22 protein-coding genes are annotated in these 25,125 nt (G+C 40.7%); 4 read left to right on the forward strand and 18 right to left on the reverse strand.

All coding sequences use genetic code 11. From position 1 onward, the window contains the following. The coding region (locus ON073_RS15565) for an Hpt domain-containing protein (RefSeq protein WP_274762812.1) at positions 1 to 237 on the reverse strand (237 nt) is incomplete at its 3' end. Positions 238 to 262: 25 nt separating this feature from the next. On the opposite strand from ON073_RS15565, the gene ON073_RS15570 reads away from it, so the two are divergent. After that, positions 263 to 1,267: a glycosyltransferase family 4 protein gene (locus tag ON073_RS15570; protein WP_274762814.1), complete on the forward strand. Its 1,005-nt coding sequence runs from the start codon at positions 263 to 265 to the stop codon at positions 1,265 to 1,267. A gap of 1 nt (position 1,268) precedes the next feature. On the opposite strand, the gene ON073_RS15575 is transcribed toward ON073_RS15570, so the two are convergent. The 16 genes from ON073_RS15575 to ON073_RS15650 all read right to left on the reverse strand — a co-directional run bounded on the left by ON073_RS15575 (position 1,269) and on the right by ON073_RS15650 (position 21,279). Next, positions 1,269 to 2,690 carry a sigma-54-dependent transcriptional regulator gene (locus ON073_RS15575; RefSeq protein WP_274762815.1) on the reverse strand — a complete coding sequence of 474 codons (1,422 nt, stop codon included), beginning with the start codon at positions 2,688 to 2,690 and terminating at the stop codon, positions 1,269 to 1,271. A gap of 37 nt (positions 2,691 to 2,727) precedes the next feature. Further along, positions 2,728 to 4,197, reverse strand: coding sequence for a SpoIIE family protein phosphatase (locus tag ON073_RS15580; protein ID WP_274762817.1), 1,470 nt, complete (start codon positions 4,195 to 4,197; stop codon positions 2,728 to 2,730). A 2-nt stretch (positions 4,198 to 4,199) separates the two neighbouring features. Next, positions 4,200 to 4,910: an AAA family ATPase gene (locus ON073_RS15585; protein ID WP_274762818.1), complete on the reverse strand. Its 711-nt coding sequence runs from the start codon at positions 4,908 to 4,910 to the stop codon at positions 4,200 to 4,202. Then, the gene (locus tag ON073_RS15590) at positions 4,907 to 6,994 is read right to left on the reverse strand and encodes an SLBB domain-containing protein (RefSeq protein ID WP_274762819.1); all 2,088 of its coding nucleotides are present in this window, start codon (positions 6,992 to 6,994) and stop codon (positions 4,907 to 4,909) included. Before ON073_RS15590 ends, ON073_RS15585 begins: the two co-directional genes overlap by 4 nt. 5 nt (positions 6,995 to 6,999) lie before the next feature. Then, the gene (locus tag ON073_RS15595; RefSeq protein ID WP_274762820.1) at positions 7,000 to 7,842 is read right to left on the reverse strand and encodes an OmpA family protein; all 843 of its coding nucleotides are present in this window, start codon (positions 7,840 to 7,842) and stop codon (positions 7,000 to 7,002) included. Between the two features lie 16 nt (positions 7,843 to 7,858). After that, positions 7,859 to 8,185 carry an STAS domain-containing protein gene (locus tag ON073_RS15600; RefSeq protein ID WP_274762821.1) on the reverse strand — a complete coding sequence of 109 codons (327 nt, stop codon included), beginning with the start codon at positions 8,183 to 8,185 and terminating at the stop codon, positions 7,859 to 7,861. 148 nt (positions 8,186 to 8,333) lie between these two features. Continuing rightward, a complete protein-coding gene (locus tag ON073_RS15605; RefSeq protein WP_274762822.1) occupies positions 8,334 to 10,127 on the reverse strand; it encodes a sugar transferase in 1,794 nt (597 codons plus the stop codon). A 9-nt stretch (positions 10,128 to 10,136) separates the two neighbouring features. Beyond that, a complete protein-coding gene (locus tag ON073_RS15610; protein ID WP_274762823.1) occupies positions 10,137 to 11,213 on the reverse strand; it encodes a glycosyltransferase in 1,077 nt (358 codons plus the stop codon). Further along, entirely contained in the window at positions 11,210 to 12,691 is a 1,482-nt protein-coding gene (locus ON073_RS15615) for a GumC family protein (RefSeq protein WP_274762824.1), read from the reverse strand. The genes ON073_RS15610 and ON073_RS15615 overlap by 4 nt, the downstream gene beginning before the upstream one ends. Before the next feature lie 252 nt (positions 12,692 to 12,943). After that, positions 12,944 to 13,384 carry a hypothetical protein gene (locus ON073_RS15620; protein WP_274762825.1) on the reverse strand — a complete coding sequence of 147 codons (441 nt, stop codon included), beginning with the start codon at positions 13,382 to 13,384 and terminating at the stop codon, positions 12,944 to 12,946. A gap of 9 nt (positions 13,385 to 13,393) precedes the next feature. After that, positions 13,394 to 15,430 (reverse strand): LruC domain-containing protein, encoded by a 2,037-nt coding sequence (locus ON073_RS15625; protein WP_274762826.1) that lies wholly within the window; start codon positions 15,428 to 15,430, stop codon positions 13,394 to 13,396. Positions 15,431 to 15,552: 122 nt separating this feature from the next. Next, the gene (locus ON073_RS15630) at positions 15,553 to 16,662 is read right to left on the reverse strand and encodes a glycosyltransferase (protein ID WP_274762827.1); all 1,110 of its coding nucleotides are present in this window, start codon (positions 16,660 to 16,662) and stop codon (positions 15,553 to 15,555) included. Between the two features lie 9 nt (positions 16,663 to 16,671). Then, positions 16,672 to 17,373 (reverse strand): acyltransferase, encoded by a 702-nt coding sequence (locus tag ON073_RS15635; RefSeq protein WP_274762828.1) that lies wholly within the window; start codon positions 17,371 to 17,373, stop codon positions 16,672 to 16,674. Continuing rightward, positions 17,363 to 18,760 carry an O-antigen ligase family protein gene (locus ON073_RS15640; protein ID WP_274762829.1) on the reverse strand — a complete coding sequence of 466 codons (1,398 nt, stop codon included), beginning with the start codon at positions 18,758 to 18,760 and terminating at the stop codon, positions 17,363 to 17,365. The genes ON073_RS15635 and ON073_RS15640 overlap by 11 nt, the downstream gene beginning before the upstream one ends. Further along, a complete protein-coding gene (locus ON073_RS15645; RefSeq protein ID WP_274762830.1) occupies positions 18,747 to 20,126 on the reverse strand; it encodes a lipopolysaccharide biosynthesis protein in 1,380 nt (459 codons plus the stop codon). Before ON073_RS15645 ends, ON073_RS15640 begins: the two co-directional genes overlap by 14 nt. Continuing rightward, positions 20,116 to 21,279 (reverse strand): glycosyltransferase, encoded by a 1,164-nt coding sequence (locus ON073_RS15650; RefSeq protein WP_274762831.1) that lies wholly within the window; start codon positions 21,277 to 21,279, stop codon positions 20,116 to 20,118. Before ON073_RS15650 ends, ON073_RS15645 begins: the two co-directional genes overlap by 11 nt. A gap of 200 nt (positions 21,280 to 21,479) precedes the next feature. Between ON073_RS15650 and ON073_RS15655 the strand changes: the two genes are divergently transcribed. Both ON073_RS15655 and ON073_RS15660 read left to right on the forward strand, forming a co-directional pair. Continuing rightward, positions 21,480 to 22,427 carry a glycosyltransferase family 2 protein gene (locus tag ON073_RS15655; RefSeq protein ID WP_274762832.1) on the forward strand — a complete coding sequence of 316 codons (948 nt, stop codon included), beginning with the start codon at positions 21,480 to 21,482 and terminating at the stop codon, positions 22,425 to 22,427. A 36-nt stretch (positions 22,428 to 22,463) separates the two neighbouring features. Beyond that, a complete protein-coding gene (locus ON073_RS15660) occupies positions 22,464 to 22,889 on the forward strand; it encodes a response regulator (RefSeq protein WP_274762833.1) in 426 nt (141 codons plus the stop codon). A gap of 28 nt (positions 22,890 to 22,917) precedes the next feature. Here the strand turns inward: ON073_RS15660 and ON073_RS15665 are convergent, their stop codons facing one another. Further along, positions 22,918 to 23,532 carry a flavin reductase family protein gene (locus tag ON073_RS15665; RefSeq protein WP_274762834.1) on the reverse strand — a complete coding sequence of 205 codons (615 nt, stop codon included), beginning with the start codon at positions 23,530 to 23,532 and terminating at the stop codon, positions 22,918 to 22,920. Between the two features lie 484 nt (positions 23,533 to 24,016). On the opposite strand from ON073_RS15665, the gene ON073_RS15670 reads away from it, so the two are divergent. Next, entirely contained in the window at positions 24,017 to 24,907 is an 891-nt protein-coding gene (locus tag ON073_RS15670) for a sensor domain-containing diguanylate cyclase (RefSeq protein WP_274762835.1), read from the forward strand. Positions 24,908 to 25,125 lie beyond the last annotated feature (218 nt).

A 25,125-nucleotide genomic window follows, 5' to 3' on the forward strand; every position in this document is an offset into this window, starting at 1 on the left:
ATTTTTTGCCAATATCTCTAATGTTTCGGCTAGTGCACCCAGTTGATCTGCGCCATAAGAGCGGGCACAACTTTTAAGGCTATGACTCAAACGTATGCACTCTTCATCAAGTGACGTACAGGCCAATAATTGCTCGGTGAGTTTTGTGGCTTCTTTAGCAAAAACGGCAAATAGTTGGGCAAGCACCTCTTTGCCAACATCAGCTTCCAGTTGTTTTATGGTTGTTTGATTAAACATAGTGTTCCTTGTCGAGGAGATAAATATGCGAAATCTAGTACTCTTTTTAGATTCTAGCCTATTTGGCGGCATTGAATCGCACATTGTTGAATTAGTTAAATTGATGCAGTCACAAAAGGTGCCCGTGTCGGTGCTTTTTTACCAAGATCACCAAAATCGCCAGCTTTATGATTTATTAAACTCGCTTAACTGCCCTTTTCAATGTTTAAATGGCAAAGCACTCGATTTATTTCACTACCTCAAACAAAACGATACTTGTGTTGTGCATACCCATGGCTACAAAGCGGGCATAATTGGCAGGCTGACATGTAAAATCACCGGTCATACTTGTATCTCCACCTACCATGCTGGTGAAAAAGGCGCAGGCAGAATACGGGTGTATAATTGGCTTGATCACATCACGAGTCGTTTTTCACAAAATTTGGTTGTCGCAGAGCAGCTCACAAATAAAGTTGAAAACAGTCAGTTTCTTGCAAACTTTATTGTGCCTAACAACCCGCAACAAAAATTACCTGAAAAGCAGCTCAACATTGCGTTTGTTGGTCGCTTATCGTATGAAAAAGCACCGGATCGTTTTATAAAACTAGCAACACATTTTCAACATCAAGAACGGCTGACATTTCACCTATACGGTGATGGCCCAATGGCGACAGAATTAAAAAAATCAGCCGCTAGCAACACCATTTTCCATGGTCATCAAACCAACAATGCACTTTGGCAAGAAATTGATATTTTAGTTATTTGCTCGCGCGAAGAAGGGCTGCCTATGGTATTACTTGAAGCAATTGATAATAAAATTCTTTGTGTTGCCAATACTGTGGGCGCAATTGGGACAGTTATCAATAATAATCAAACGGGATTATTAACCGATGATCAGTCGCATAATGCATTAGTTACTAAGATTAAAACCGTATTATTTATGAGCCAACAAGAACGTAATTATCTGGTGAAAAATGCCACCAGCCAATTGCATCGTTTTTACGCAGGCAAAGCGCAATACGCGCAATTGAGCAAGCTCTATTTTAGCTAATTTAATACGCTTGCTCGGCCATTTGCTCCCACGTTTTCATTTTGCGGTAAATGGTTGAAGGGCTGATATCTAATAGCGCTGCTGCCTTGGGCACATTGTCATTACAAGCCGCAATGGCTTTTTCAATATAGCGTTTTTCCACAATCCATAGCGGCTCTATATCAGAGCTACGCAATAAATTAGTTGTCTCAATACTAGGCGAAGCGCTATACAAAGGCGTTGCTGCTTGTGTTGCCATTACCGGCTCATGGGGCATATTACTTTGCGGAAACGGCGGAAACATCTGCTTTTCAATCCAAGGCGTATTGTTAAGTACAACGGTATTGCGGATCATATTTTCTAATTGGCGCACATTTCCAGGCCAGCTGTATGTCATTAGATGGTGTTTTGCATCTTCGCTTAATCCATCAAACGTTTGCCCTTCTTCGTTAGCAATACGCGAGAACAGCGCTTCTGCAATTTGGATTACATCGCGACCACGTTGGCGAAGCGGCGGCAACTGTACTGGGATCACATATAAGCGGTAGTATAAATCTTCTCTAAAACGCCCTGCTTGCACTTCTAACCAAGGATCGCGATTAGTAGCACAAACAAAACGCACATCAACTTGTTGTTGTTGCTCACTACCTACTTTTTGAAAACACCCAGTTTGAATAAAGCGCAGTAATTTGCTTTGCAGATTTAAATCCATTTCACACAGTTCATCAAGAAACAGCGTACCACCATCGGCCATGCCTGCAGCCCCTTCACGGCTATTGGTTGCACCCGTAAATGCCCCTTTTACATGACCAAAAATTTCACTTTCAATTAAATCTTTAGGAATGGCAGCGCAGTTAATGGCAATAAATGGTTTTTTGTTGCGATCACTACATTGGTGGATTGCCCGTGCACAAAGTTCTTTACCTGTGCCACTTTCCCCAGTAATAAACACCGTCGCTTTGCTGTTTGCTGCGTTACTAATGATTTGATAGACCGACTGCATGGGTGCCGAGCTGCCTATTAGCTCGCAAAAACGGCCATTCTCGTAGCGAGATTGGTATTTTTCGACCGTTTCACTCAGAGAGTTAAGCTTTAATGCGTTATTAACTGTAATGCGAAATCGCTCAGCATCAACAGGCTTTTCGATAAAATCAGCTGCACCATAACGAATGGCATCCACCGCCATTTCTTTACTCGCATGGGCTGTTAGTACCACCACTTTAGGGCGATCATTGACAGGCAACTGAGCCAAAATGTCCATGCCACTCATATCTGGTAGCATTACATCAAGCATGATCAGATCAGGTTTGTTGTTTGCCAAATAATCAAGTGCCTCTTGCCCTGTAAAGGCAATATCACTGTGCATACCTGTTGGGATCAGGTATGACTGATACAAAAGTGCAAGTGATTCGGTATCTTCAACAATTAAGATCTTATTCGGCATAGGCAACCTCCTGATCACATTTAACAATTTCCTTATTCTAATTAAGTACCAGGAGAGACGAATCGTCAATTTCTTTTGACAATCTTGGTAAACATTTATGCCAAAGTTGGCCACCATCAAATACTGTTTTGCTATCTGGGCAACTAGATATCATGCGCAGCAACTGAGTTAACTCGTCACATTCATCATGATTTTCAAATAACCCATCCGTTGCTAACAACAAGGTTTCATCTACATTTAAAGTGATTTGTTCACTCTGGTAATCGGTGTGAGATGCCAAACCTAATAAAGCTTGTGCAGAGCCAATAGTGCGCGGCGGATGCTTGGCTGATATCACAAGCGGCAGCGGGTGCCCAGCATTAATAAAACGAATTGTGCGCCCACTCACTTCTAACACAATAAAAGTGACTAAGCTTTTTTGCATAAAGTCTTGCTGCATTAAGGTTGTGGCAAAATGATTAACAAACTGTTCAAGCGAAACATAAGGCGCTTGAAATAAGCCCTTTAAAAATCCTTTAAGTTGAAGCGCAACCCGATTTGCTGTTTCGCCGTGCCCCATCACATCACCAAAAAATAAAAGTGTGCGCTCACCTTGTTGAAAATGCACAAGCACATCGCCCCCTCTGCCTGTTGCAACATTGCCAAAAGCGCATGCAGTAAGCGAGTGATTTGCAAAAACCTTATTTTGGTAGTCGTTATGATTATTTGTCTGTGGCAAAGCGCGCGTCACACAACGGCTTTTTACTCGCTCACAAACGATTTCTAGCTGCTGCTTACTGACGGGTTTTACCAAATAATCATCAACCCCGCTCAAATGTGCCTTTAGCATGGTTTCGCGGCTACCATCACCGGAAATCACTACTATGCCAATATTATTGAGATGATCTAATTGCTTTATGTTAGAGATAAATTCATCTGCCAACATGACATTTAAGTTCATATCAATCAGTAACAAATCCACATTATGACCGGTTAAGTATTGATACGCTTGGTGTTCGTCAACAAATGCATGGCATTCATAGTCGTGCTCTAGATACGCTTTAACAAGCTGTAAACTGGCATTGTCATCATCAATGATCACTACGCGGTTTTTTACTTTTTTAAGAGGTAAAGCAAAACTAAAATGGTTTTTTCCATCTTTCGTAAAATAACGAAACCCCGGAAAATAATGAGCAATTAAGGCCAGCCCCATACCACCTTCTCGTAATTGGCCGTCGGCTAAATCAGTATTACGATCACTTGAAAGGGTTGGGTGGAAATAGTTTGTTGGGTCAACTAATTCAATATTGATATCGTTTAAGGTACGTCCGATTACTAATGTGACTGCTTCATCTTCCCCTTCGCTGTGGCGAATTAAATTAGTAAGGTATTCAGTGACAACTAATCCAGTATTGTCGATGGCGTCGCTTTCGACATCTAACTTAGCAAGCAAGGTTAATAGAATTTCCCTTACCGAATGTAAGGAAGACCACATTAGATTAAAGCGACGATAAAACAAGACATTCATAGTTACACTCCATGAAACAACCAATGCTGCTTATTCACAAAATTTATCAAACGATGTTTTAGTTTTGGCAATTTAAAACACCGTTTGTTTATGCTCTCGATTAATCGCTCGCCTAGCGGTGGCATAAACATTTGACTAACCACAATTTCGTAGCGTTTACAGTTTGCCTGTTTTAGCTCGCTTACCACTGTATCGAGTGTTTCTTGCGTGGTTTTGCCAAGCGCAATATCGAGTAAGAGTAAATCCGTCACTGAGAGCAATAAATGCAATGGAAAATTCGCATGATTCTTTTTACAAATTGGCGACATATCAAACAAAATATAGTCGAATTCTTGCTTCAGCATCAAAATCGCCATGCCAAACACGTCTTTTTCTCGCACTAGTGCCAAATCTTGTAGTTGGGTAATACTTAAAAAGTAAAAATCATCAATGGCTTGCGCATTAAGTTGGCAGCTAATATCACCAAAAGACCATTTAGCTAGTGCATTAGGCATACTCACCAAATCATTGCCTGACATTGGATTACAGGTATTTAAATCAATCACCAGTACGCGTTCATTGCGACCACTTAGACGCTTTGCCACACTAATAGCTAAAGAAGTCGCCCCTGAATGCCCGTTAGGTGAAGCAAACGCTATACAGCGTGAGTTTTCACTATTGATTGCTTCAAATATCACTTCAAGCTCTTGATACTGTTTAGGAATAATTTTCATAAGCTTATCGCCAGTGCAATTACAGTTAAGATATCAACCAATGAGCTTTTTGCACGTTGGGTAAAGTCTTGACCTTGGTCTGGAATGTATACCGTATCGCCCGCACGCAATAACGGAATGTTGGCTGAGTTTGGCTGCTTGATAAATTTTTCTAAATCAAAGCGGCGTGATTGCTCTTTGCAACAACCGTGATTAATCACCACAATTTTGCTGATCAGCGCTTCGGATGTTGGTCCACCGGCTTCTGCTAATACATCTAGCAGTGTCATTGAATCATCAAAGCTGTAACGACCAGGTTGTTTAATTGCCCCCATAATCCGCACTACTTGCTCTTTTGGTTGGCGTAACCAATCTTTACTTTTCTCTGGCACAAAAATGGTATCGCCCGGTAAAACGCGTGGGAACATTGTTTCGTCGCCTGTTTCAAAATACAGCGCTAAGTTCAGTTTGCTCACACGAGACTGCGTGCCATTACGATGTGTAATACGAATATTACGTAAGTCTGCATCATCTGTTGGGCCATCAGCCGCTGAAATAATGTCTAAGAAATGAAGCGACTTATCAAATGCATAGCGACCTGGCGCACCGACTTGACCAAGCACATATATCGAGCTTTTTGCATCTTGGCGCACCCATTGTGATTTATTATCTTTCGGGTCGTGAGGTAGCTCTTCAACAATAATGGTATCGCCTGCGATAATTGTCGGTAATGGGTAGTTATCGCCATCACTATTAGCATATTCATCTAAACTAAAACGCTGTAATAACTGACCTTGACGAATAATCTTAATATCGTTGACATTAGCGCCTTTAGTTGGACCACCGGCATGTGCAAATAAGTCAGTAAAATCCATCTCATCGCTCCACTCGTAGCGGCCAGGATGATGAATCGCCCCCATAATTTTAACCGCACGCGTTGGCGCGACTTTCAGCCAGCTTTTTTCGTTTAAATCGGTTTTCTCTGGCACAAAAATCACATCGCCAGGGGCAATTTTAGGAATTGAAACAGTGCTATAACCTTCACTGTAAGCTTGTAGGTCAAATAGTACGTTGCTGCCAGCAGGCGTTAAAATTTTAATTTGACGTGTTTCTGCAAAACGCGTTGGGCCGCCTGCATTAGCCAAAATATCGAGAAAACCAATTTCATTGCTTGCTTCATAGGCGCCCGGCTTTTGCACTTCGCCCATGATATAAATGGTTCTCGCTGTGGTATTTACATCATCCACCATAATCGGCACAAAAATTGTGGTACCAGCACCAATTTTCGGTAGTAAGCTGGTATCACCAGAATCTAAATACTGTTTTAAATCAAAGATGGTAGGCTGGTTATTTTGGATAACGCGAATTTTAGTTACATCAGCATAACGGGTAACTCCCTCTGCGCGCATAAGGGCGTCGATAATGTTCATATCAGGTTTGTATGAAAAACTGCCTGGACTGTGTAATTCACCAAATAATGTAACTGCTTGGCCTTGGCCGTCTGCATCGCCTGCACTTGAGAGTGTCTGTGCATCAAAATCAATTTGCACATTGCCAAGTAACGGTGACACTGGCACAAACACGGTGTCGCCAGAGCGCAATTGCGGTAATAAACTGACATCACCACTATCGAGGTACGCTTTGTAGTCAAACGTAGTAATGGTGTTGTCACGACGGATCTGTAGCTTATTAAGCTGCGCACCAGGTTTAATTCCGTCAGCTTTTGCAATCACCATTTGAATATTACCATTGGCCGGAATACTGACCTGTGACGGATTATTCACATAACCAAGAACAGTCACCAGTAAATCACGCGAACGCACTTCTAAGTAAAATTTGCCAAGCGCTTTATAAACCCCTGCCAACTTCATTTTCACTTCGGCTTCAGCGCGTTTTGGTGTTTTGCCCGCCAATTTTACTTTGCCGATTTCAGGCAGTTCTACAAAGCCTTTGTCATCTACTTCAAATGTGTTTTCAAATTCGGCTTCACCTGGCACATTAAAAAAGACTTTATTACCCACTTCAATCACCGCGTCATCAACGCTATCGTTGGCAAAGCTTGCGCTAATAAATAGTAAGAATGTAAGGAAAATTATGTGTTTCATGATGCTTACTCCTTATCTTCCAGTGCACTTGTCCACTCACTCAGCGGTTTTACTTTTGTAAGCTCAGCTGCTTTTGATGAGGTAGCTAAGATATAGGCATTTACGCGGCGATCTGAAAGCTGTTTTGGTGCACTTTCAGCTTCATTCGAAAATGGGATTTGCGCGCCTTGCGCTAACGTGTTTACTTGTTCAGGATTTACGCCATAGAGCGTCAACCAACTTTTAACACTTTCCGCCCGTTTGTAAGCCAGTTCAAAGTTACTGATTTTGTCACCTTTAATGTCAGTATGACCGACAAGTAACACCTGAGTTTGTGGCGACATTTTAAGTAGCTCTGCACTTTGCGCTAAACGTACGCGATACTTAGGCGTAACTTCAAAGCTATCAAAGGCAAACTGATTATCGCTATTAAGCAAGTTTTCAAGCTTGCCTACCAATTTCGAATCATCAGTTTTGTCTTCCGTGCCGCAATGTGTGGTACGTATCACCCGTTCAAAATGATTCTCTAGCTGATGTAGCTGATGGTAAAAAGTACGCAGATCGAGTTGTGCTTCTGAGTACATTTCTGCCGATATCGTGCGATTAATACGGGTAAGCATTAACTCCGCTTGGTAAAGTTGTCCTGGCATACAATGCTTAATACCACGACTTTTCAACCAGTCGAGTTTTAGCGATAAATGTTCAAATTCGTTCATAACTTGAAAAGGCGCAGCATTTTCAAACCCATTGGTGGTTCGGGGAGCTTCAGGGTGATACAACTCTGCCCAGCCGCCACGGCCTTCTTCAGGCCAAGTAGAACAACCAGTACAGATGCTAATCACACATGCGAGGGGCAGTAACTTTTCCATGGCGGCGATTCCTTATTTAAGCTGCAGGTTCTGACTGCACAAATGGAATGGTGGCATCAACGCGAAGTAGCTTCATTAACTTTTCAGGTTGACCAGCAACATCTAACAGCAGCATAGATACACCGCGCTGTTCAATGCGTTTAAATAAGAACACCATGGCACCAATACCAGAGGAATCGATAAATTCGGTATTACTAAAATCCAGTACCACCGAATCGTGTTGGGTAGCGGCAAAGCATTCAAAATGTTCGCGATATTTATCGACATTTAAGCCAGAAAAATCATGAGGAAGCTCAACAATTAGTGTGTTGTTTTGCTCTTTTGTAGGTAGTAGGTTGTTCATAATCCAATCCTCTTTTGAGACTATGACTAATAACAACCAAATACGATGCCAAAATTAAATAGCCTTAATTTCAGAGGGTTAAGTTTTAACAAAAACAAAAAGTAGCAAAATGCAACAAACCTTTAGCGACTTGTTGCATTTTGCAATGCTATTGCCCTTTACCTAAAACGACCACTTTGATGGTTTTAAATACGATATCAAACTCCATCGCAAGCCAAGTTGAAAAACGTGTCATTGACAGTACATAAGAATAATCCCAAGCAATTTTATTTCTTACGTCTTCCACACTTTCATCATAGCCATTCATTACCTGAGCGAGGCCAGAAATGCCTGGTTTAATACCGTAAGTACGTTGAATAAAATAGGGAATTTCACTTTCTAGTTTACTGTAAAAACTAGGGCGTTCTGGTCGTGGACCAATCAACGACATATCACCCCAAAGCACATTCCAAAACTGAGGTAGTTCATCAATGCGTGTTTTTCTTAAAAAGCGGCCAACTCTAGTAATACGCGGGTCATCACCTTGTGCCCAAACCGCTCCTGTGGCTTTTTCAGCATCAAAACGCATCGTACGCAGTTTATAAACATAAATAAGTTCGGTTTTATCTTCGTTAATGCGACCAACACGTAATTGCTTATAAATCACAGCACCTTTCGAATCGAGTTTAATCGCAATCGCAGCCACGAGCATTATGGGACTAAACAGTACAAGTCCCACCAGCGCACCAACAAAGTCCACACAACGTTTGCAAATCGCAATATAAGGAATGTGGGCTTTTACATGAGCAACGCGACGCCAAGGTGTGTTGTAGCGAGACAGTGTTAAAATTCCTATCAATGCAGCAAAATAGCTCGAAACAAGATAGTTAACCCCATCAATGATTGGCAATTTTAAACGCCATTTAAAAACCGCTTTAACAATACCAATGAGATTAATACTAAGTGCGCTCGCGATAAGCACTTGCGCTAATAAATCCCCTTTCACAGCGAGTAACATCAGGGCACAAAAACCAACAAACAGCAGTATTGGCATGACCCCACGTAGCACCTTATTTGATATAAAACATAACCACTGACCTTTGTTAAAGCCTTTTGCTGCTGTAAAAATAGTATTGAGTTGTTGCCAGTTACCAGCCCCAATACGCACTCGACGTTTAAAGTCTTGCTGTGAGCTATCCGCTTCGCGCTCTATAATTGAAATAGATTCGTTAAAGCCTGCGTAATGGCCTTTATCGATTGCAGATACGACTTGCACAAAGTCATCATTGATGGTTTTAGCTGCCAGTTTTATTACTGCTTCAGAGCGCATCGCAAACATAGCGCCAGCAAAGCCGTTAACTGCGCCTAATTGTCCTTCAAGTTTGCGAATAGCATTTTGATATTGCCAGTACTTATCAAGGCTTTCATGGGCATCACTGTTTGGCAGGTAATTACCAGAAACAGCAACTATTTCCTTATTTTGCATAGACATAGCCACTTGTTCTAAGCAATCTACGCTCATTAATGCACTGACATCGGTAAATACCACAATGTCATACTCACTGCGGTATTTTGCAATCAGGTAATTAAGTGCGTTCACTTTGCCTGCATTCACTTTGATTTCGTCATAAGTGCAGTAGATAAATTGCTCATGCAAATGGCGACTTACCCGTTTAACAACCAAAGAGGTGCTATCGGTGCAGCCGTCGCCAACAATATGAATACCCATTTTGTCGTTCGGATAAAGCTGCGAAGCTAAGTTATGTAACTTTTCCTCTATAAATTCAGCTTCATTGTAAGCTGCGATAAACACCCCAATAGACGGCATTTCACGATGACTGAGCTTAGTCTCTGGAACTGCTTTTACAGGCTGTTTTGCCGCAATAAATGCCAATAATCGCGGGTACAGCAAGTGATGATAAATAAATACAATTGCAATCGAGATAAAAATAAACCAAAGCATAATCAACTCCTACACCAATGCATGTTGATAGATTTTGTTGTAGCGTTCCGCCATTACTTTGAGCGTTGCTTGTGCTAGCGCGTAATGACGAATATCCATGCCATAATTCAGTTTTAATGCTTTTATTAAGCTGGGCGCCAACAAACATTCGTCTTCTAGTGGTAATACAAAGCCAAGTTTGTCGTTAACTACTTCTCTAATGCCACCAACATCGCTTGCCACCACAGGACGGTTACATGCCATTGCTTCTAAAATGGATAATGGCAAACCTTCGCGCTCTGAATATAAACAAAACACATCAATTGCGGAGTAAAACGTTGGCATATGGTTGACACAGCCTAACCAGTGAACCCTATCTGAAACACCTAATTGCGCCGCATACGCTTTCATTCCTGCAAGCTGACTGCCGCTCCCTGCAAATACCATATGTATTTTATAGGGTAAGGTGGTTAACGTACGCAGCATGGCTTTATGGCCTTTGCCATCCTCCACTCTTGCTGCACAGCCAACCAAGGTGCAGTTATTAGGTAACCCCAATTTAATACGCGCTAAATAACGGGATGATGGTGTAAAGTAATCTGTATCAATACCATTATGAACAACATGCTTTGGCGTCACATTCGCTTTTGCTTTTGCTACTTGCGCAACAGCCTTGGCATCAGCAACAATAGTGATCGGGGTTAATTTATCTATTAACTTTGTGAACATGCGATATTTAAAATCAGTTAAGTACCACGCATCATGTAAGGTATGGATATGCTGTATTTTGGGACGCATCATTTTCACCAAGCTACCGTAAAGCATCGGCCCAATATGATGACTATGAATAACTTTTATGTGGTAGCGATCTATAAGCGCCACCAGTTTTCTTACTATTTTCCAGTCCATGCCATTGGATTTGTTTAAACAGTAAAAGTTATCTAGCTCAGAAAGCTCTGGCCATGACCGAATAGCGCCTTTTTTAGTTCCCTCTAACGCCACCAAAAACATTTTTGAATCTTCCAATTCACTGCAACATAGGCCAAACGCCATCTTCTCGAGTCCGCCAATAAATGGGTGCTGAATTAGCTGTATGATGTTATTCATAGTGCCTCCGATGAGTCGATGTGATGTACAGGTACATCATTCACAATAGGTAATTTTGTCAGTACACGTTGCCCCGAAATGGCTTCAATAGTGCCTTCATCGCGAACGCGCATGTCGGTGATCATGGCTACAAATGTCAGTGCCGCCGCGCTAAATAAACCAAGTACAATACCAAGTAAAATGCTCACACCAAGCGATTGGTTAATTGGCGTGGTCGGGCTGTAAGCACGTTCAATGGTTTTAACTTTGTCTGGTCCTTCATAACGTACTAATTGCCCAGTGACTTTCGACATCTCATAACGTTCTAACATTTCAGAGTAGAGTGTTTGTTTCACCTGGTAGTCACGTTGTAATTGGCGCAGCGCCTTATCAATTTCGCTGGAACTAGACAAACGGGTAGACACCACCGAGAGCTGCTCACTGAGCATTTCTAGCTCATTATTAAATTGCGCAACGCGATTTTCGGCTTCTTCTAACGTGATAAGCTGGGCGACCAGTAGTGCGCTGTCTTTTGCATTTGCGCCAAGTGGTAAACTGTTAGCTATCTGCCAAAGCGAATCTAGATCAGCTTCTTCAAAAGGCTGCGATTGCGATTCCATTTCAGCTTTTTGCGTTTTAAGGGTTTCTAGTTCGCGAAGTTTTGCCTGCACTTTACTGTGTTGATCGGTGTAGCGAGTTCGCAGTAATGCAATGTCTGACTCAATACGCATAATGCTGTCTACTAAACGCCCTTTAACTGGGTTGGCTTTCGCAAGTTGTTTTTTAAGCGTTGCAAGACGGGCTTTAGCACCACTTAAATCCACCACTTTTTGCTGTTTCTCTTGCTCTAAACGCGCCAAGGTATCTTGATTTACGTTGAGTAACTCTGGTAGTGCTGCACGATTATCGCGCTTAAATTTTGCCAGCTTGTCTTCAGCAAACTCTAACTGAACACGCATTTCTTCAAGCTGATTTTTCAAAAAGACTTCTGAGGTATCGAGTGAGGCTTTGGTTGGCGCAAGTAAGCGTTCTATAAATTTTTCTACCAAGGCTTCAAGCACAGGTTTCATTTCTTCACGCTTTGTCCATTTAAAATGAATACGCACTAACTCATCACCAACTAACGAAATTGAAATAGCACTTGCCAGCTTTTGCTGCATTTTTTCAACTTCAAGTTGGTTATTTAAATCTTTTACCAAACCCACCTCTTTCACGACTTCGGTTAAATTCTTACGGCTTAACACTAAGGTGCGTAACGCATCCATACGAGCAGACAGTTCGAACGAAAATTCCAATTCATCTAAAAACGGGTTAAGTAATGCCGATTCTTCAATCAAAATGGTGGCGTGGTTGGTGTATTGTTTTTCACTGTTAAGGGCAATGCCAATCACTGCAATCGGCACAATGATCATAGGAAGCGCAATCAGCTGCCAGCGCTCGTACATAGTGTACAATGCGAGGTAAATAAGCTTTTTAATTTGCGCAATCGTAAAAACCATTTCTAATCCTATTTTGCAAATTGCAACGCAATTTAGCGATTTTTGCTGTCAAAATGTGAAAAACACCGTTTTTTCACGCATCTAATAGGAATATCGCAAGTTCGAAGCCAACTCTTTCAAAACATAAAAAAAGCGCCATATGGCGCTTCGATACAATGAAAATTGGTAAACTATTTTAACTATGTATTAATAATTAATAGTTTGTATTCTCTTGTGATTAAGTTTTGCAAGAATTCAAGCTGTGTGAATTCATTAATTAATTATCCACAATTGCTTCTCTTGTGTTTCATTAAAAACCCACTCATAGCTAAGCGGCTCCAAACCGGTATCATAAAACCATATCTTTGCAGTCACTTTTTGCTCTTGATGCGGTACCATAAACGACATTTCTAAGCCATTTTTTGTAAGCGGTGACCTAACAAAGCAATTATCCGAATTTGTTAACACTGCATTAGTTTCACAGATATTAATAAATGCTCTTTCATTAACTAAGTTTTCAGCAACATTTACTGTCACGATAAAATCTGTTTTAAAATCAAATTCATGAGAGACGCTAAGTGCTGCCATTCCTTGTTTCTCTGAACCTGTAGAAACAGGTTCAGCCACTGTAGCTGTTGTAGGATTTGCATCACTCCCCCCACCGCCACATGCAGTTATCATTAATACTGAAAGTAAACTTAATATGTATTTCATAATTACCTCCTAATTCTGAACAGAATAACTGCTGACTGAATTATTAAACCAGGTAGTATTACTACTACCAGCGCTTTGCGCAAAACCTTCAAACTCTGGATAAGCCTTTAGCATATCTGTGCTTTCTTTAGGGTGATTCCAACTAGTACCAATAATTAATGCCCAAGGTAGCCCATTGCTCGTTTGAAAATTACCATTTGTGCTGGATGTATCGTCACCTTGATTAAAGTATGCTGAATTAAAAGCCTCTGTAGGTGAATGGTTTTTTAAGTGCACTTCCCATCCTCTTGCATTATTGATATCGACAAATGGGCCATGATCAAAACCATTCACAGCAAAAATGAAAGGGCTTATCTCATTAAACAATGACAAACTATCATTAACGCTATTAACTAATGGCAAAGTAACAGTAAATGACACTGGTGCTTGATCTAAGCAACCAGGTTCAGTTCTGAAGTAACGGCATCCAGATCGCGAATTCGCAATCACCTTTGTATCATCAAGGGCAACTAAAATTGCTTCACTGCGCCCTGATTCAAGGGCATTTTTATTTACCTGTTCGCCGTTGATAGTTAAACGTACTAACGCTTCATTAACGTCAGTTCTTCTAATACTGCCAAAGCGGAAAGCAAATGCATTGTGGTAGCTTGCCCCTACAGCCAATAACTCCCCCTGCACTTTAAACCGCACAACTTGGTTGCCTATTTGGCTTTTGAAAATACGGTATTTAACCACTACGTCATTAAAATCATAATCACCTTGTTGTGGCCACAAATCTTCAAACGCTGCGGTTTGCCATGCCGTGGCTGTTTCAGCCACACCACTTGCAACAATGGAAACATTTAAATCTTCGACCTCACCACTATCCACACCGCCGATAGCTGAGATTGAAACAGTATTTGATACTCTAAAACGCGCCCAAGTACTGCCTTCTGATGCATCAATTGGCACCTCAATTAGCAAACGATTTTCGCCAGCACTGGCTAAAAATTGTGAAATAATTTGTTCACTTTCATCAAATTGACCATTGCCGTTCCAGTCAACCCAAGCGTTAACATATCCAGGTGCTGATAAAGTGAAAGAAAGCAGTGTGTCTAGCCCCGTTTCGAGCGCCGTTAAAAAGTTTACACCATCATCTTCATCAACTGATTTGGGCGTGTACTCTGCAGATACACTCGTGCCAAAGTACAAGTTACTTAGCCCATGACGTGCACCATTAGCACTTATTGAAGTCGAATAACTGTCAGGTGCATCCCCAAAATCGAGTGTCGGTGGTTCGCTTTCATCGACGATAGGGGCTGTGGCACAGCGTGCACCATCGTTATTCCCAGAACTTGGGCCATAAGCAAATAAAGTCGTATTACTGAGATTACTTATATCAATACGGAAAATGTGTCCATCACTGTTGCGGCTAATGTATAAAAAACCTTCAACATCAAAATACACCGCGCCAAACGTACCAGTCACTCCAGTAAAACCTAAATTCGCACTGCTTCCAGTTTCAACATCAATGCTTCTAAGGTTGCCATTCCTATCAACACTGTAAGCAAGGTTTTGATCTGGGTGAAACGCTAAATCAAAAATATTAAGGTTTAAGCTAGAGCCATTCACGATTCGAGTAGCAGCAAGATAGTCATTGCTATCAGGGTCAAGAGAAACCCGATACAAACCGTAGTCGGCACCTTTACGATACGCATAATAGGCATTTTGTTGTACTGAAACATCACCAACGTAAAAATCAGTATTGGGAAAACCTGACGTCACTATAGGTTCTAATACATAATCTTTACCAATTCGAGCAATATCACGTCGACTATAATCCCAGCCATACAAATACCTGTCATGAACACTAAAGCCAAATCCGTTAACTTTTTGATTGGTACCAACGTTGTCAGCAAATCGATTATAGGCTCCAGACACTAAGTTCACACCAAAAATTGTCGCTGTAGTACCTTGCACTAGAAATGCTTTTGAAGGACATGTATCGAACGGAGCAGCTGTCGCCCATGAGGACAAAAAGAGAAAACTTAAAATACTAATACGCATTTTCCATACCTCTTCGTTAAGTTAGTACTTTGAAGGGAGCAATTTAAGGGCCAGATTTTTTTTATTGAATTTATTTTAAAAATTATTATGAAGAGCAATAAAGCGTTGCAATTTGCAACGCTTTAATTCAATTGCTCCATAACAAAGGCGGCTTTTTGCTGCCAACTGTGTTTTTCGACAAGCTGCTGAGAGTAAGTTCGCCAGTCTAAAAATGGATTTTTAGAAATCACCATGGCATGGTCGACCCTTGCAATAAAACCAACATGATCACGGGCAATTAATACCGCGTCTCTATAACGCTCTACTGCCGGAAAATGGCTAGACACAATGGGTTTACCTGCAGCTAAATATTCTTTTAATTTTAATGGATTACACGCCTTAATTTGGCCGTTAAATAAAAATGGTAACAGCGATACTTGCCAGTGCTGTGAAAAACTTGCCAGTTGATGATGTGCCATTTGTTCAATATAGGTAACGTTTGGTAAAGCAACTAAAGCGCTAATATCAATATGCGCCTTGCCAATCAGCACTAAATTATAATGCGGGCGTGCTTTGGCAAGTTTTATTAGTAAATCTACATCTAACCATTCAGATAACGAGCCATAAAAACCGACTATATTATCTAGCTGATTAAGCTGACTATTGCGTTTTTTTAACTCGCTAAAAAGAGCATAATCAACGCCATGTTCAAGCATTTGAGTTTTGTGTTTTGGCATTTTATCAAGCAGCACTTTACTGACGACAAAAATATTATGTGCTTGATGGATCAGACGAAGTTCACTTTCTTTGATCAAGTCAGGATCCACTCCTGCAAGGTTCGAAAAATCATCACCACAATAATAAATTAGGCTATCTTGTGGGCGCAGTTGGATCATATTGATAGCGGTTGGCACACTTACCCAATAAACAATGGGTTCAAATGAGGATAAATCGATTTGTTTAGCGATTTGCTGCTTATTAAATTGGCGCACCCAATTCCTATCATGCCAAGGTAAAATAAGCGGATTACGGGCATCTACTGGTGCTTTATCCTTTGGCGTTTTACTGCGATTTAACAGCATTAATTTCAACTTGCCAAACACACGTTTTACATCATTAAAATTAAATTTAGGTTTGCGCATGCCAACAGAATTAAACCAAGTGACATCGTATTGCTCGGCAATCACTTTAAAAATATGTTGGGTGCTACTTGGATGGCGACCCCAGTCTTCTGCGAATACGACAAATTTCATGTTGCCTCCCTAGCTTACTTGCTTGATGATTTTCGCAGGATTCCCTGCTACTAAAGAAAAATCGGGCACATCTTTGGTAACAACAGCATTTGCTGCCACAATTGCCCCTTGCCCTACTGTGACGCCAGCCAGTACGGTTGCCCCTGTACCTATCCAAGCGCCTTGTTTAATAATGATATCGCCGGCTTGCTCAGGTAAATCCGGTTTGCCTTTTGCGCGTTCAGCGCAGTTTAGTGGGTGCCCTGGAAAACCCGCTAAAAACACCTTTCCTGCAACGCGTACATCATCATGAAGTTCAATACGCGTGCCTACCGAAAAAGCATTTTGCCAACCAACATCAACATTATTGCCAATCACCAATTGCGCCATTTTTTCAGGGTTATAACGGGCACAAAATGTTGCAATGCCTGACATTCTTACATCATCGCCAACGGTTATTGCCAAAGCGCCGAGTACTTGCGGCATACCGCATTGCAGCGTTAAACGTTTTTTTGAGCCACTAACTTGGCTTTTAAACATGGGCGTGAAATAAAAAAACTGAAGCGCTTTTTGCCAGATATTTTTAATGCTGTGATGAATAAGAAACAGTATTTTGTAAAACACTGGGATCACCGGCATTTCGATATGTTTAAATGCATAAAAACTGCTACGGCAAAATTTACCAAATCCAGTGTCACTGCTTTTTACCCAATTTTTCATATCAGCTATCATGGTTCACCTCCACATGCGATTTACTGGTGAGTTGCAGCATTCGTTCCAACGCAATACTAAGCGAAAGCACAATATAAATTGGCCATGTAAAGGCTTGCGTTAAAAAGGTGCCAGAGACGACAAAGCCTATTAATCCAGCCTTTAAAGCTTGTACATTGACCAGCAGATTGGGCTCTATGCAATACTTAACAAGTGAGCCACTGCGTTTTAAGGTGCGATAAATCGTCGCGATAAGCGTTGCAAAAAGCGAAATTCCGACAAAGCCAGTTTCACCTAATACTTGAAACCAGGTACTGTGTACTGCGTGATTTTTGCCATCCCAATGTGGGCTATAAAAGAAATAATTTACATAGAAGTTATTAACGCCAACACCGGTGAGTGGATTTGAGAGCGCCATATTAATTGCGGCTTGCCAAGCATAAATCCGCCCCATTGCTGATTCATCAACCCCACTTTCGGCAGCGCCGCCACTTTGCCTATCGCTAATGCCAGCAGCCACCAGCAAAACACCTAGTCCCATTACTAAAATAGAAATCAACACCACAGGATTTTTAACAGTACGAGCAAGAAAATAAGCAGCAATCGCCATTACGCCTAACAATCCGCCTCTGCTTTGTGTCGCGATAATGCCGTACACCACTAAACACAAACCCAAAAATGCCAGTCCACGGAACAACGGTTTACTTTCTTTGTTAAATAATTCGGCACAGAAAAATGACACAGGGAACAGCAGTACTAAAGAGAGGTCGTTTGGGTCACCTATTTGCGACTGTAAATGACGTGAAATTGTAACTCTAGTACCTTCCACCAAGCCGATACCTTGCAATTTATTGGATACCGCAACAGAGGCTATTAGGGCACCACTGCACATGATCCCTACTCGAGCGATAGTAAAAGCACGAGGCGTATTTACCCACCAGCTGATAACAAATACCATAATCAACACTTTACTTAAGGTTGAACTCCAATACTCAATAGCCATGCCACGATTTGTCGCCATCATTACGCACAGTGTTAACCAGGCAAAAAAGAACAAAAATGCACTATGAGCAGGGTGCCAAAATGGTTTGAGTTTTTTGCTTAACACCAAGTGCCATACGATGCCAAACAAAGATGCCAAGGCCAGTAATTTAGGAATTTTTAATGGCATCAATACTGGAAAGGCTTCGTGAATACGAAAATAACTAAACAGAATAAATAAAATGACAAAAATCACGCTGTAACGCACTGTAAAAAAAAGTGCAAACGGTAACAGGAGTAGTGCAAACGGTGCCGCGGGGCCTGCAATCTTAAAAAGCGCAATCACAGTTATACTCACCAATAACCCAAACGTTGTCAGCTTAAACGGTGATAGAAAAGCATCTTGGCGTGGATTAAGAGTATTCATATTTACCTCCCGTTTTATTTAACTGGAGGTTAAAGAGCACCTTAACAGCACAAAGAGCAGCCACTCCTAATAACAATGCACTTTGCCAAACTGATTCTGCCAGCACTAGTTGCAGTAACACTAAACTAAACGCCACGACTACAAAGCTCAGTTGATAGGGTAAATCAGCAATACGTTGGCTGATCAGATAAAAACTAAAAAAGCGTAATGTATGCGCTAATAACAAGCCTGCAAACACCCCATTAATTCCCCACTTGGCAGTACCAAATGCAATGCTCACAAGTGCAATGAGCGCACACACGCCATTTATAAGTGGTACACAAACAGTATTTTTATCTAGGTAACACCCCAAATTAAGCAGCTCTGCATAAGTTTTGATCACCAAAATCACACACAAAATAGCAATATATTCACTGCTTGCATGGTAATTACTAGGTAATAACCACTGAATAATAAAGGGGGCAAATATCATCATGCACAATGCAAGTAACGTAATGATAAAGCACCCCATAACAGCCCCTCTCGCTGCTAATTCTGGATTGACATAAAAACGCTTAAATCGCAGCGGAAACCACCATAAACGAAAAGGCTCAAATGCCAGTGATAACGCTAATGAAAATTGCGTTGCAATAAAATAGTACGCAAGCTGAGACTCGCCTAGCGTACCGACAATAAACCAGTTCTCAGCACCACCTAAGCCATAAAGAAACAATGCGGAAAGTGCAATATAAGCGCCATAACGCAAGTGCTCACGTGAGAGAAAAGGTGCCTTGATTAACAACAAGTGGCTATGTAATACCACTAAACTTGAAGTCACCACAAAAGTGGTAATACACCCGCTGAGTAATACCCCAAAAATACCCAAGTTAAACGATAACAGCATATATGTGAGCACCGCTTGCGCTGTCCCTTGGCATAATGCCACCAGCATATAAGGCTTGGACTGCTGCAAAATCCGGTAACGGGTTAAGTAAATAGCTTGTACTGAACTGAGCGCTAAATTTGTCATCAGTACAATAAAATGGTGTTTTTCAATCGTTATTGGCAATAGGCTTAGCCATATATCAGCAGCCAATATCGCAAGCGCTAAAAAAACGCCACTTGCCAAAAAGGTAAACTTAATGCCTCGGGCAATAAATGATTCTAGTTGGGAACAAGGAATTTTAGCCGTAAATTGAAACAGCATTTCAGCCATACCAAAGCCAAGAAAAATACTTAGCATGGCGCCAATGCTGACAAGAAAATTTAAGGTACCGTAACTTTCTGGGGGTAGAAAGCGCGTTACTATTGGCAGCATCAGCAAGCTAATGCCCTTTAAGCCAGCAATCGCTAACGTGTAGTGAATAAATGGCGTATTAATTTTCATACGCCACCTGTTCAATTAAATAAGAGAGTTTCAAACCCTGCTTGCGAGCATTAAAGTGCGCTTGTACACGATTGCGAGCCGCCAAACGCATTTTACGGCGCTCAGCTTCTGGCAATTGGCAGAATGTTAAAATGGCCTTTTTTAGCGCTGCGCTGTCTTTACTCGGTACTGTGTAACCACAGCTTTCATCAACAATTTCGGTGCAGCCCATAATATTTGTAGTGATGGTTGGTAACCCCATCGCCATTGCTTCTTTTAGCACCACAGGGCCTGTATCTTTGTCACCATTCTCCGCAATGCAAAACGGCGCTATAAAGGCATCGTACTCTTTTGAAAGCGTTATAATTTCGTGAGAATCGCGTTGCCCTAAAAATCGTACCCATTTGTTAAGGTGTAAATAATTAACACTGGCAACTAAAGATGCAAGCTTAGGACCGCTGCCGACAATATCAAGCTGTGGCCTTTGTAGTGCAGGAATATCCGCTAATGCTTGAAGCGCAAATTCAATGCCCTTTTTATCCACTAACCTGCCTACAAACAATAATTTAACTTGATGATTGCCTGGTGATTTATGATGCGTAAACTTAGTTACATCGACACCACAGTGAAGCAAATGGACCGAGTGCGTTTTGATATTTTGCAGCAAGTGAAACATATCTTGGCAAACAGCCACATTAAAATCACAAAATGCCAGTTTAGCGTTAAGATCGTTGGCATTAACGTAAACATCGTGGCCATGGCCTACACTTGATACACCAATACCTGCGTATTTTGCAGCTACAATGCCATAGGCCAAACTACTGTGCATAAAATGGCAGTGAATATGTGAGATCTGCTGCTTTTTAATCAGGTAGTTAATTTGAAGACCAAAATAAAGCAGTGATAAGTTGCGTATTGCATGCTGACTTGATGCCGCCTTATAAGCATTTGCAACCCCTTGTAATGTGGTGCAACACAACCCTTTAAGTGTGGTTGTAATGCGCTCGCGTTTTAGTTCGAACACTTCGAAATCAAATTGGTTAGTATGAGCTAAGTGCTCCATCGTTATCACACTCACTTTGTGACCCGCAGCTCTAAGTGCTTCTATTTCAGTAATCACAAAGGTTTCAGATGGAACCGGAAACTGCGGGACATAAATTGCAATATGTTTCATGGTGCTCTCCTAACAAAGTCGATACACCTCTATCGCAATCTTTATGCCGACAAAATTCAGCATTGAATCACGCAATTTTTACCGATTTGCAATTGTTCCGTTGCATTTTGCAAAGCAAATTTGCTTTTTAACCCTTATTTTCTGCTTTTTGCCTCGGCATACACCTTGCGTATTTACTTTATCTCTCGGAGGAATTTGCTATGTGTAAAGAAGTTTCGATTATTATGCCCAATTACAACTGTTTGGCTTACTTGCCAAAAGCCATCGATAGTGTATTACAGCAACAAGATGTGCGTTTTGAATTAATTGTCGTCGACGATGGCTCTACCGATGGTTCGCTTGAATGGTTATTACAAGCTGAAAAAAAATACAATCAATTGCGAGTAATCACTCAGCCAAACTTAGGGGTGATTGCTGCGCGCAATCGTGCAATCAAAAAAGCGAATAGCCAGTTTATTGCTTTTCTTGATGCCGATGATTACTGGTATCCAAATAAATTACGTAAACAAGTAGACTTTATGTTGGCTAACCCCAATTGCGGCCTAACATTTACCAACTACCAGCATGTGGATATGCAGTATCGAAATATTATCGATTGCTTTTCTTATTGGCCCGAATTCAAAAAGTACCGCGATGCAAATAACACCAATTATCAACTGTTAGCAAACGCCCTTAATTTATTGCTGATTGCCAACGTTATCGGTACTTCCTGTGTGATGGTAAACAAAGAAATTATTGAACGTGCTGGCGGGTTTGATCCAAGCCTTCGCAGCGCCAGTGATTGGGATTGCTGGCTGCGCATTGCACTTATTAGTGAGATTGGTTTTTGTGAGGACATTACAATGGATTACCTAATGCGTCCAAATTCTATCACGGCAAATAAACAAAACCGTATTGATGCCATGGCCGAGATCACCGAACGCATTTGCACACTTGGTAATGTAGAGCCAACGACGCGTCGCAAAGCAAATGCACGACTGCTTGAATCTTATGGCGAGATGCACCGTGAAGATGGTGATTTATCTACAGCCATTTCATTTTCTTACAAAGCATTTAAAGAGTATCCGCATAAGCGCCACTTAAAGCATTTATGCTCTGATTTAAAACGGCTCGCCATTATGCGCGTAAATGCATTATGCCAAGTTTAAAAAAGTGTTTTATTATTAATAGGAAAGGAGTGATCTATGCAACATATTTTACTGGTTGATGATGAGCCAGAAGTAACTAACGCAATCGCTCGTTTACTGCGTAAGGACTATACCATTACAAAATGCAGTGAACCTGAAAACGCGCTTGAGATTGTAAAGCAAAATGACATTGATTTAGTACTGTCTGATATTCGCATGCCAGTAATGGATGGTGTTGAGTTGTTATCACAAATAAAAGGGTATGATCCGAGTATAGGGCGTGTATTACTCTCTGGTTACTCCGATATGGAGCTTTGCCAACGTGCAATTAGTGATGACATTGCAGCTATTATTTTAACCAAACCTTGGGATAATTTTGAACTTAAAAACGTACTGAAATTAGTACTTAATGTTAGGCAGTTACAAAAAGAAAACACCGAGCTTAAGCAAAAGTTTAATCAGCTTAGTTTTGAATCACAGTGAGCATTTTAAAGCTCACTGTGAATTTTATTTATTCAGGGCGTTCTATACCAAATGCTGACGTTATGCCCGAATATTCTCCGCCACCTAAACGCGCTAACGGGTTTACTTTATCGGCATTCACCTTAACACGATTTTTTGCATCAAGTGATACTACGTCATCACCGATATACAAGGTTTTAATTTCAACAAACACTAAAGTTTGCGGCACATCGCCAATTTCTTTGATCTCATAAAGCTCACAGCCATAAGCAATATTACACCCGGCCACACGCGGCATCGCAAAACCTTCAAAATCGCTTAATGCAATATTATTGATTGCAACTTCTGACTCGCCATGAGCAAGCGTCGCAGCCGTTTGCGTTACCAAATTAGCATCATCTTTAGATGCAATATGGATAACGCACTGGCGCGTCTCAATAATGTTTTTAACCGTATCTTTTACTTCACCTGATGGTTTTTTGCCGACTGAGAACATCATCAAAGGGGGGTTACTTGAAACCGCCGTAAAATAAGAAAATGGCGCTAAATTATAATTGGCTTCGCCAGAATCTGTCATAACCCAGGCTATTGGGCGCGGGATAATTGTTTGCGTCATTAAATGATAGATTTGCGTCGGTGAAAAATCAGAAAAATTAAGATTCATAAAAAGTTATTAGCAAAAGTCAGTTAAATCAAATAGTGCCACAAATTAGATATATTCAAAAGATCTTACATTGCTGACTTTAAACTTCACCCCAATTATCTGAAGCCTTTTATCTTCCTTTAGAAAACTGAGGTGAAATTTGTTATTTGAAAGCTTTGTTATCGATGGAAAAAGCTCTGACTTGGTATCTTGATTTGACGTAACCAGTTACAAACTATCAATATGATATCATTAAAAAAATCATATACAAAGAAGCTTCCTATGAGCATTATCAGTCATAACAGTGACTACGAAAATGGTAACATTGATTCAAACAAAACTTTTGAACTTAGTCATTGGTATGGACAGGTTCAATCTGACGCCGCCAAATTAATTTGTTCTATATACTAAAGAGAAAATTTTTATTATTTTTTTGTGTTTTATTACTAAACAATTAGATAATTTATGCTTAACTTACCTTATAGACATTTTTTGAGCATACTGAGTGAATACAGAGTATTATAAAAGCATCAGTGTTGATGACATTTTTAGCGTAATTCCCGATCTCATTTTTGTCCTTGATGCCAATTATATTATTAAAGAATATCGCGCTGGTAATTCAAGTGACCTCTACTTGCCACCCAATCAATTTTTAGAACAATCCATGTGCAGTGTGTTGCCCGAAGAAACAGCAACACTAATAAAAAACGCTTTAGACACTGCAAAACACAAAGATGGTATCACCAGCGTTGAATACCTTTTACCCGTTAATAACTGTGAAAAGTGGTTTGAGGCCCGAGTATGTAGCAGCAAACATGATCGCTTTATTTTATTAGTCCGTGATATTACACAGCGTAAAAATAAAGAAATAGAAATTAACTTTCAGGCTAACCACGACGACCTAACAGGGCTTTATAATAGAACATTTGCTTTTGACTTTTTAAATCAAAAGCTAAAAGAGTGTGACAGGCTCAAAACCACGCTCAGCATTTTGTTTATTGATATTGATAACTTTAAGAAAATAAATGACAAATACGGCCATTGTACAGGGGATTGCGTACTAAAAGCTGTTGCTTCCTCAATTAAAAACTCCGTGCGAGCGCAAGATGCTGTGTGTCGAATTGGTGGGGATGAGTTTATCGTAATAATGCATAACCAAATTGCTCATACTAAATTGTCTCAGATTGCTAATAATATCAATCAATCTTTGACTGAATTACCCATGGCAGCTGAACAACAAGACAATGTGTCTGTTAGTATTGGTATATCAGAGAGCGGCAAAGAAACTTGTAGTGCATCAGAGTTACTTAGAAGAGCGGATGTAGCTATGTTTCATACTAAGCATTGCGGTAAACATGGGTTTTCTGTTTACGAGCCGACAATGGAGAATGAATAAAAACCAAGTTAAAACTTGGTTTTTACAATGTAATAGATAATATATTAATGCGTTTTCTTTACGCCGTATCTAACCATGTCTTTACCGTTTTCATAAACTTCATCTGACACCCATCGGCCTAAAAGCAATTGATGTTTATCATCTAACACAGCAATAAACGGACGACCATTGCTATTGTTCGTGGCAAGTGCGACTCCTTCCACATTTTTAAGACCTAA

This window comes from Pseudoalteromonas sp. G4, assembly GCF_028875915.1.
In the GTDB taxonomy this organism is placed as follows: domain Bacteria; phylum Pseudomonadota; class Gammaproteobacteria; order Enterobacterales; family Alteromonadaceae; genus Pseudoalteromonas.

Excerpts from the sequence above, each read along its gene's own strand:
- ON073_RS15620 (WP_274762825.1), bottom strand. The coding sequence starts at position 13,384 with ATGAAATACATATTAAGTTTACTTTCAGTATTAATGATAACTGCATGT.
- ON073_RS15615 (WP_274762824.1), bottom strand. The coding sequence starts at position 12,691 with ATGGTTTTTACGATTGCGCAAATTAAAAAGCTTATTTACCTCGCATTG.
- ON073_RS15625 (WP_274762826.1), bottom strand. The coding sequence starts at position 15,430 with ATGCGTATTAGTATTTTAAGTTTTCTCTTTTTGTCCTCATGGGCGACA.
- ON073_RS15645 (WP_274762830.1), bottom strand. The coding sequence starts at position 20,126 with ATGAAAATTAATACGCCATTTATTCACTACACGTTAGCGATTGCTGGC.
- ON073_RS15600 (WP_274762821.1), bottom strand. The coding sequence starts at position 8,185 with ATGAACAACCTACTACCTACAAAAGAGCAAAACAACACACTAATTGTT.
- ON073_RS15660 (WP_274762833.1), top strand. The coding sequence starts at position 22,464 with ATGCAACATATTTTACTGGTTGATGATGAGCCAGAAGTAACTAACGCA.
- ON073_RS15630 (WP_274762827.1), bottom strand. The coding sequence starts at position 16,662 with ATGAAATTTGTCGTATTCGCAGAAGACTGGGGTCGCCATCCAAGTAGC.
- ON073_RS15635 (WP_274762828.1), bottom strand. The coding sequence starts at position 17,373 with ATGATAGCTGATATGAAAAATTGGGTAAAAAGCAGTGACACTGGATTT.
- ON073_RS15605 (WP_274762822.1), bottom strand. The coding sequence starts at position 10,127 with ATGCTTTGGTTTATTTTTATCTCGATTGCAATTGTATTTATTTATCAT.
- ON073_RS15595 (WP_274762820.1), bottom strand. The coding sequence starts at position 7,842 with ATGGAAAAGTTACTGCCCCTCGCATGTGTGATTAGCATCTGTACTGGT.
- ON073_RS15575 (WP_274762815.1), bottom strand. The coding sequence starts at position 2,690 with ATGCCGAATAAGATCTTAATTGTTGAAGATACCGAATCACTTGCACTT.
- ON073_RS15590 (WP_274762819.1), bottom strand. The coding sequence starts at position 6,994 with ATGAAACACATAATTTTCCTTACATTCTTACTATTTATTAGCGCAAGC.
- ON073_RS15585 (WP_274762818.1), bottom strand. The coding sequence starts at position 4,910 with ATGAAAATTATTCCTAAACAGTATCAAGAGCTTGAAGTGATATTTGAA.
- ON073_RS15580 (WP_274762817.1), bottom strand. The coding sequence starts at position 4,197 with ATGAATGTCTTGTTTTATCGTCGCTTTAATCTAATGTGGTCTTCCTTA.
- ON073_RS15640 (WP_274762829.1), bottom strand. The coding sequence starts at position 18,760 with ATGAATACTCTTAATCCACGCCAAGATGCTTTTCTATCACCGTTTAAG.
- ON073_RS15650 (WP_274762831.1), bottom strand. The coding sequence starts at position 21,279 with ATGAAACATATTGCAATTTATGTCCCGCAGTTTCCGGTTCCATCTGAA.
- ON073_RS15665 (WP_274762834.1), bottom strand. The coding sequence starts at position 23,532 with ATGAATCTTAATTTTTCTGATTTTTCACCGACGCAAATCTATCATTTA.
- ON073_RS15610 (WP_274762823.1), bottom strand. The coding sequence starts at position 11,213 with ATGAATAACATCATACAGCTAATTCAGCACCCATTTATTGGCGGACTC.
- ON073_RS15570 (WP_274762814.1), top strand. The coding sequence starts at position 263 with ATGCGAAATCTAGTACTCTTTTTAGATTCTAGCCTATTTGGCGGCATT.
- ON073_RS15655 (WP_274762832.1), top strand. The coding sequence starts at position 21,480 with ATGTGTAAAGAAGTTTCGATTATTATGCCCAATTACAACTGTTTGGCT.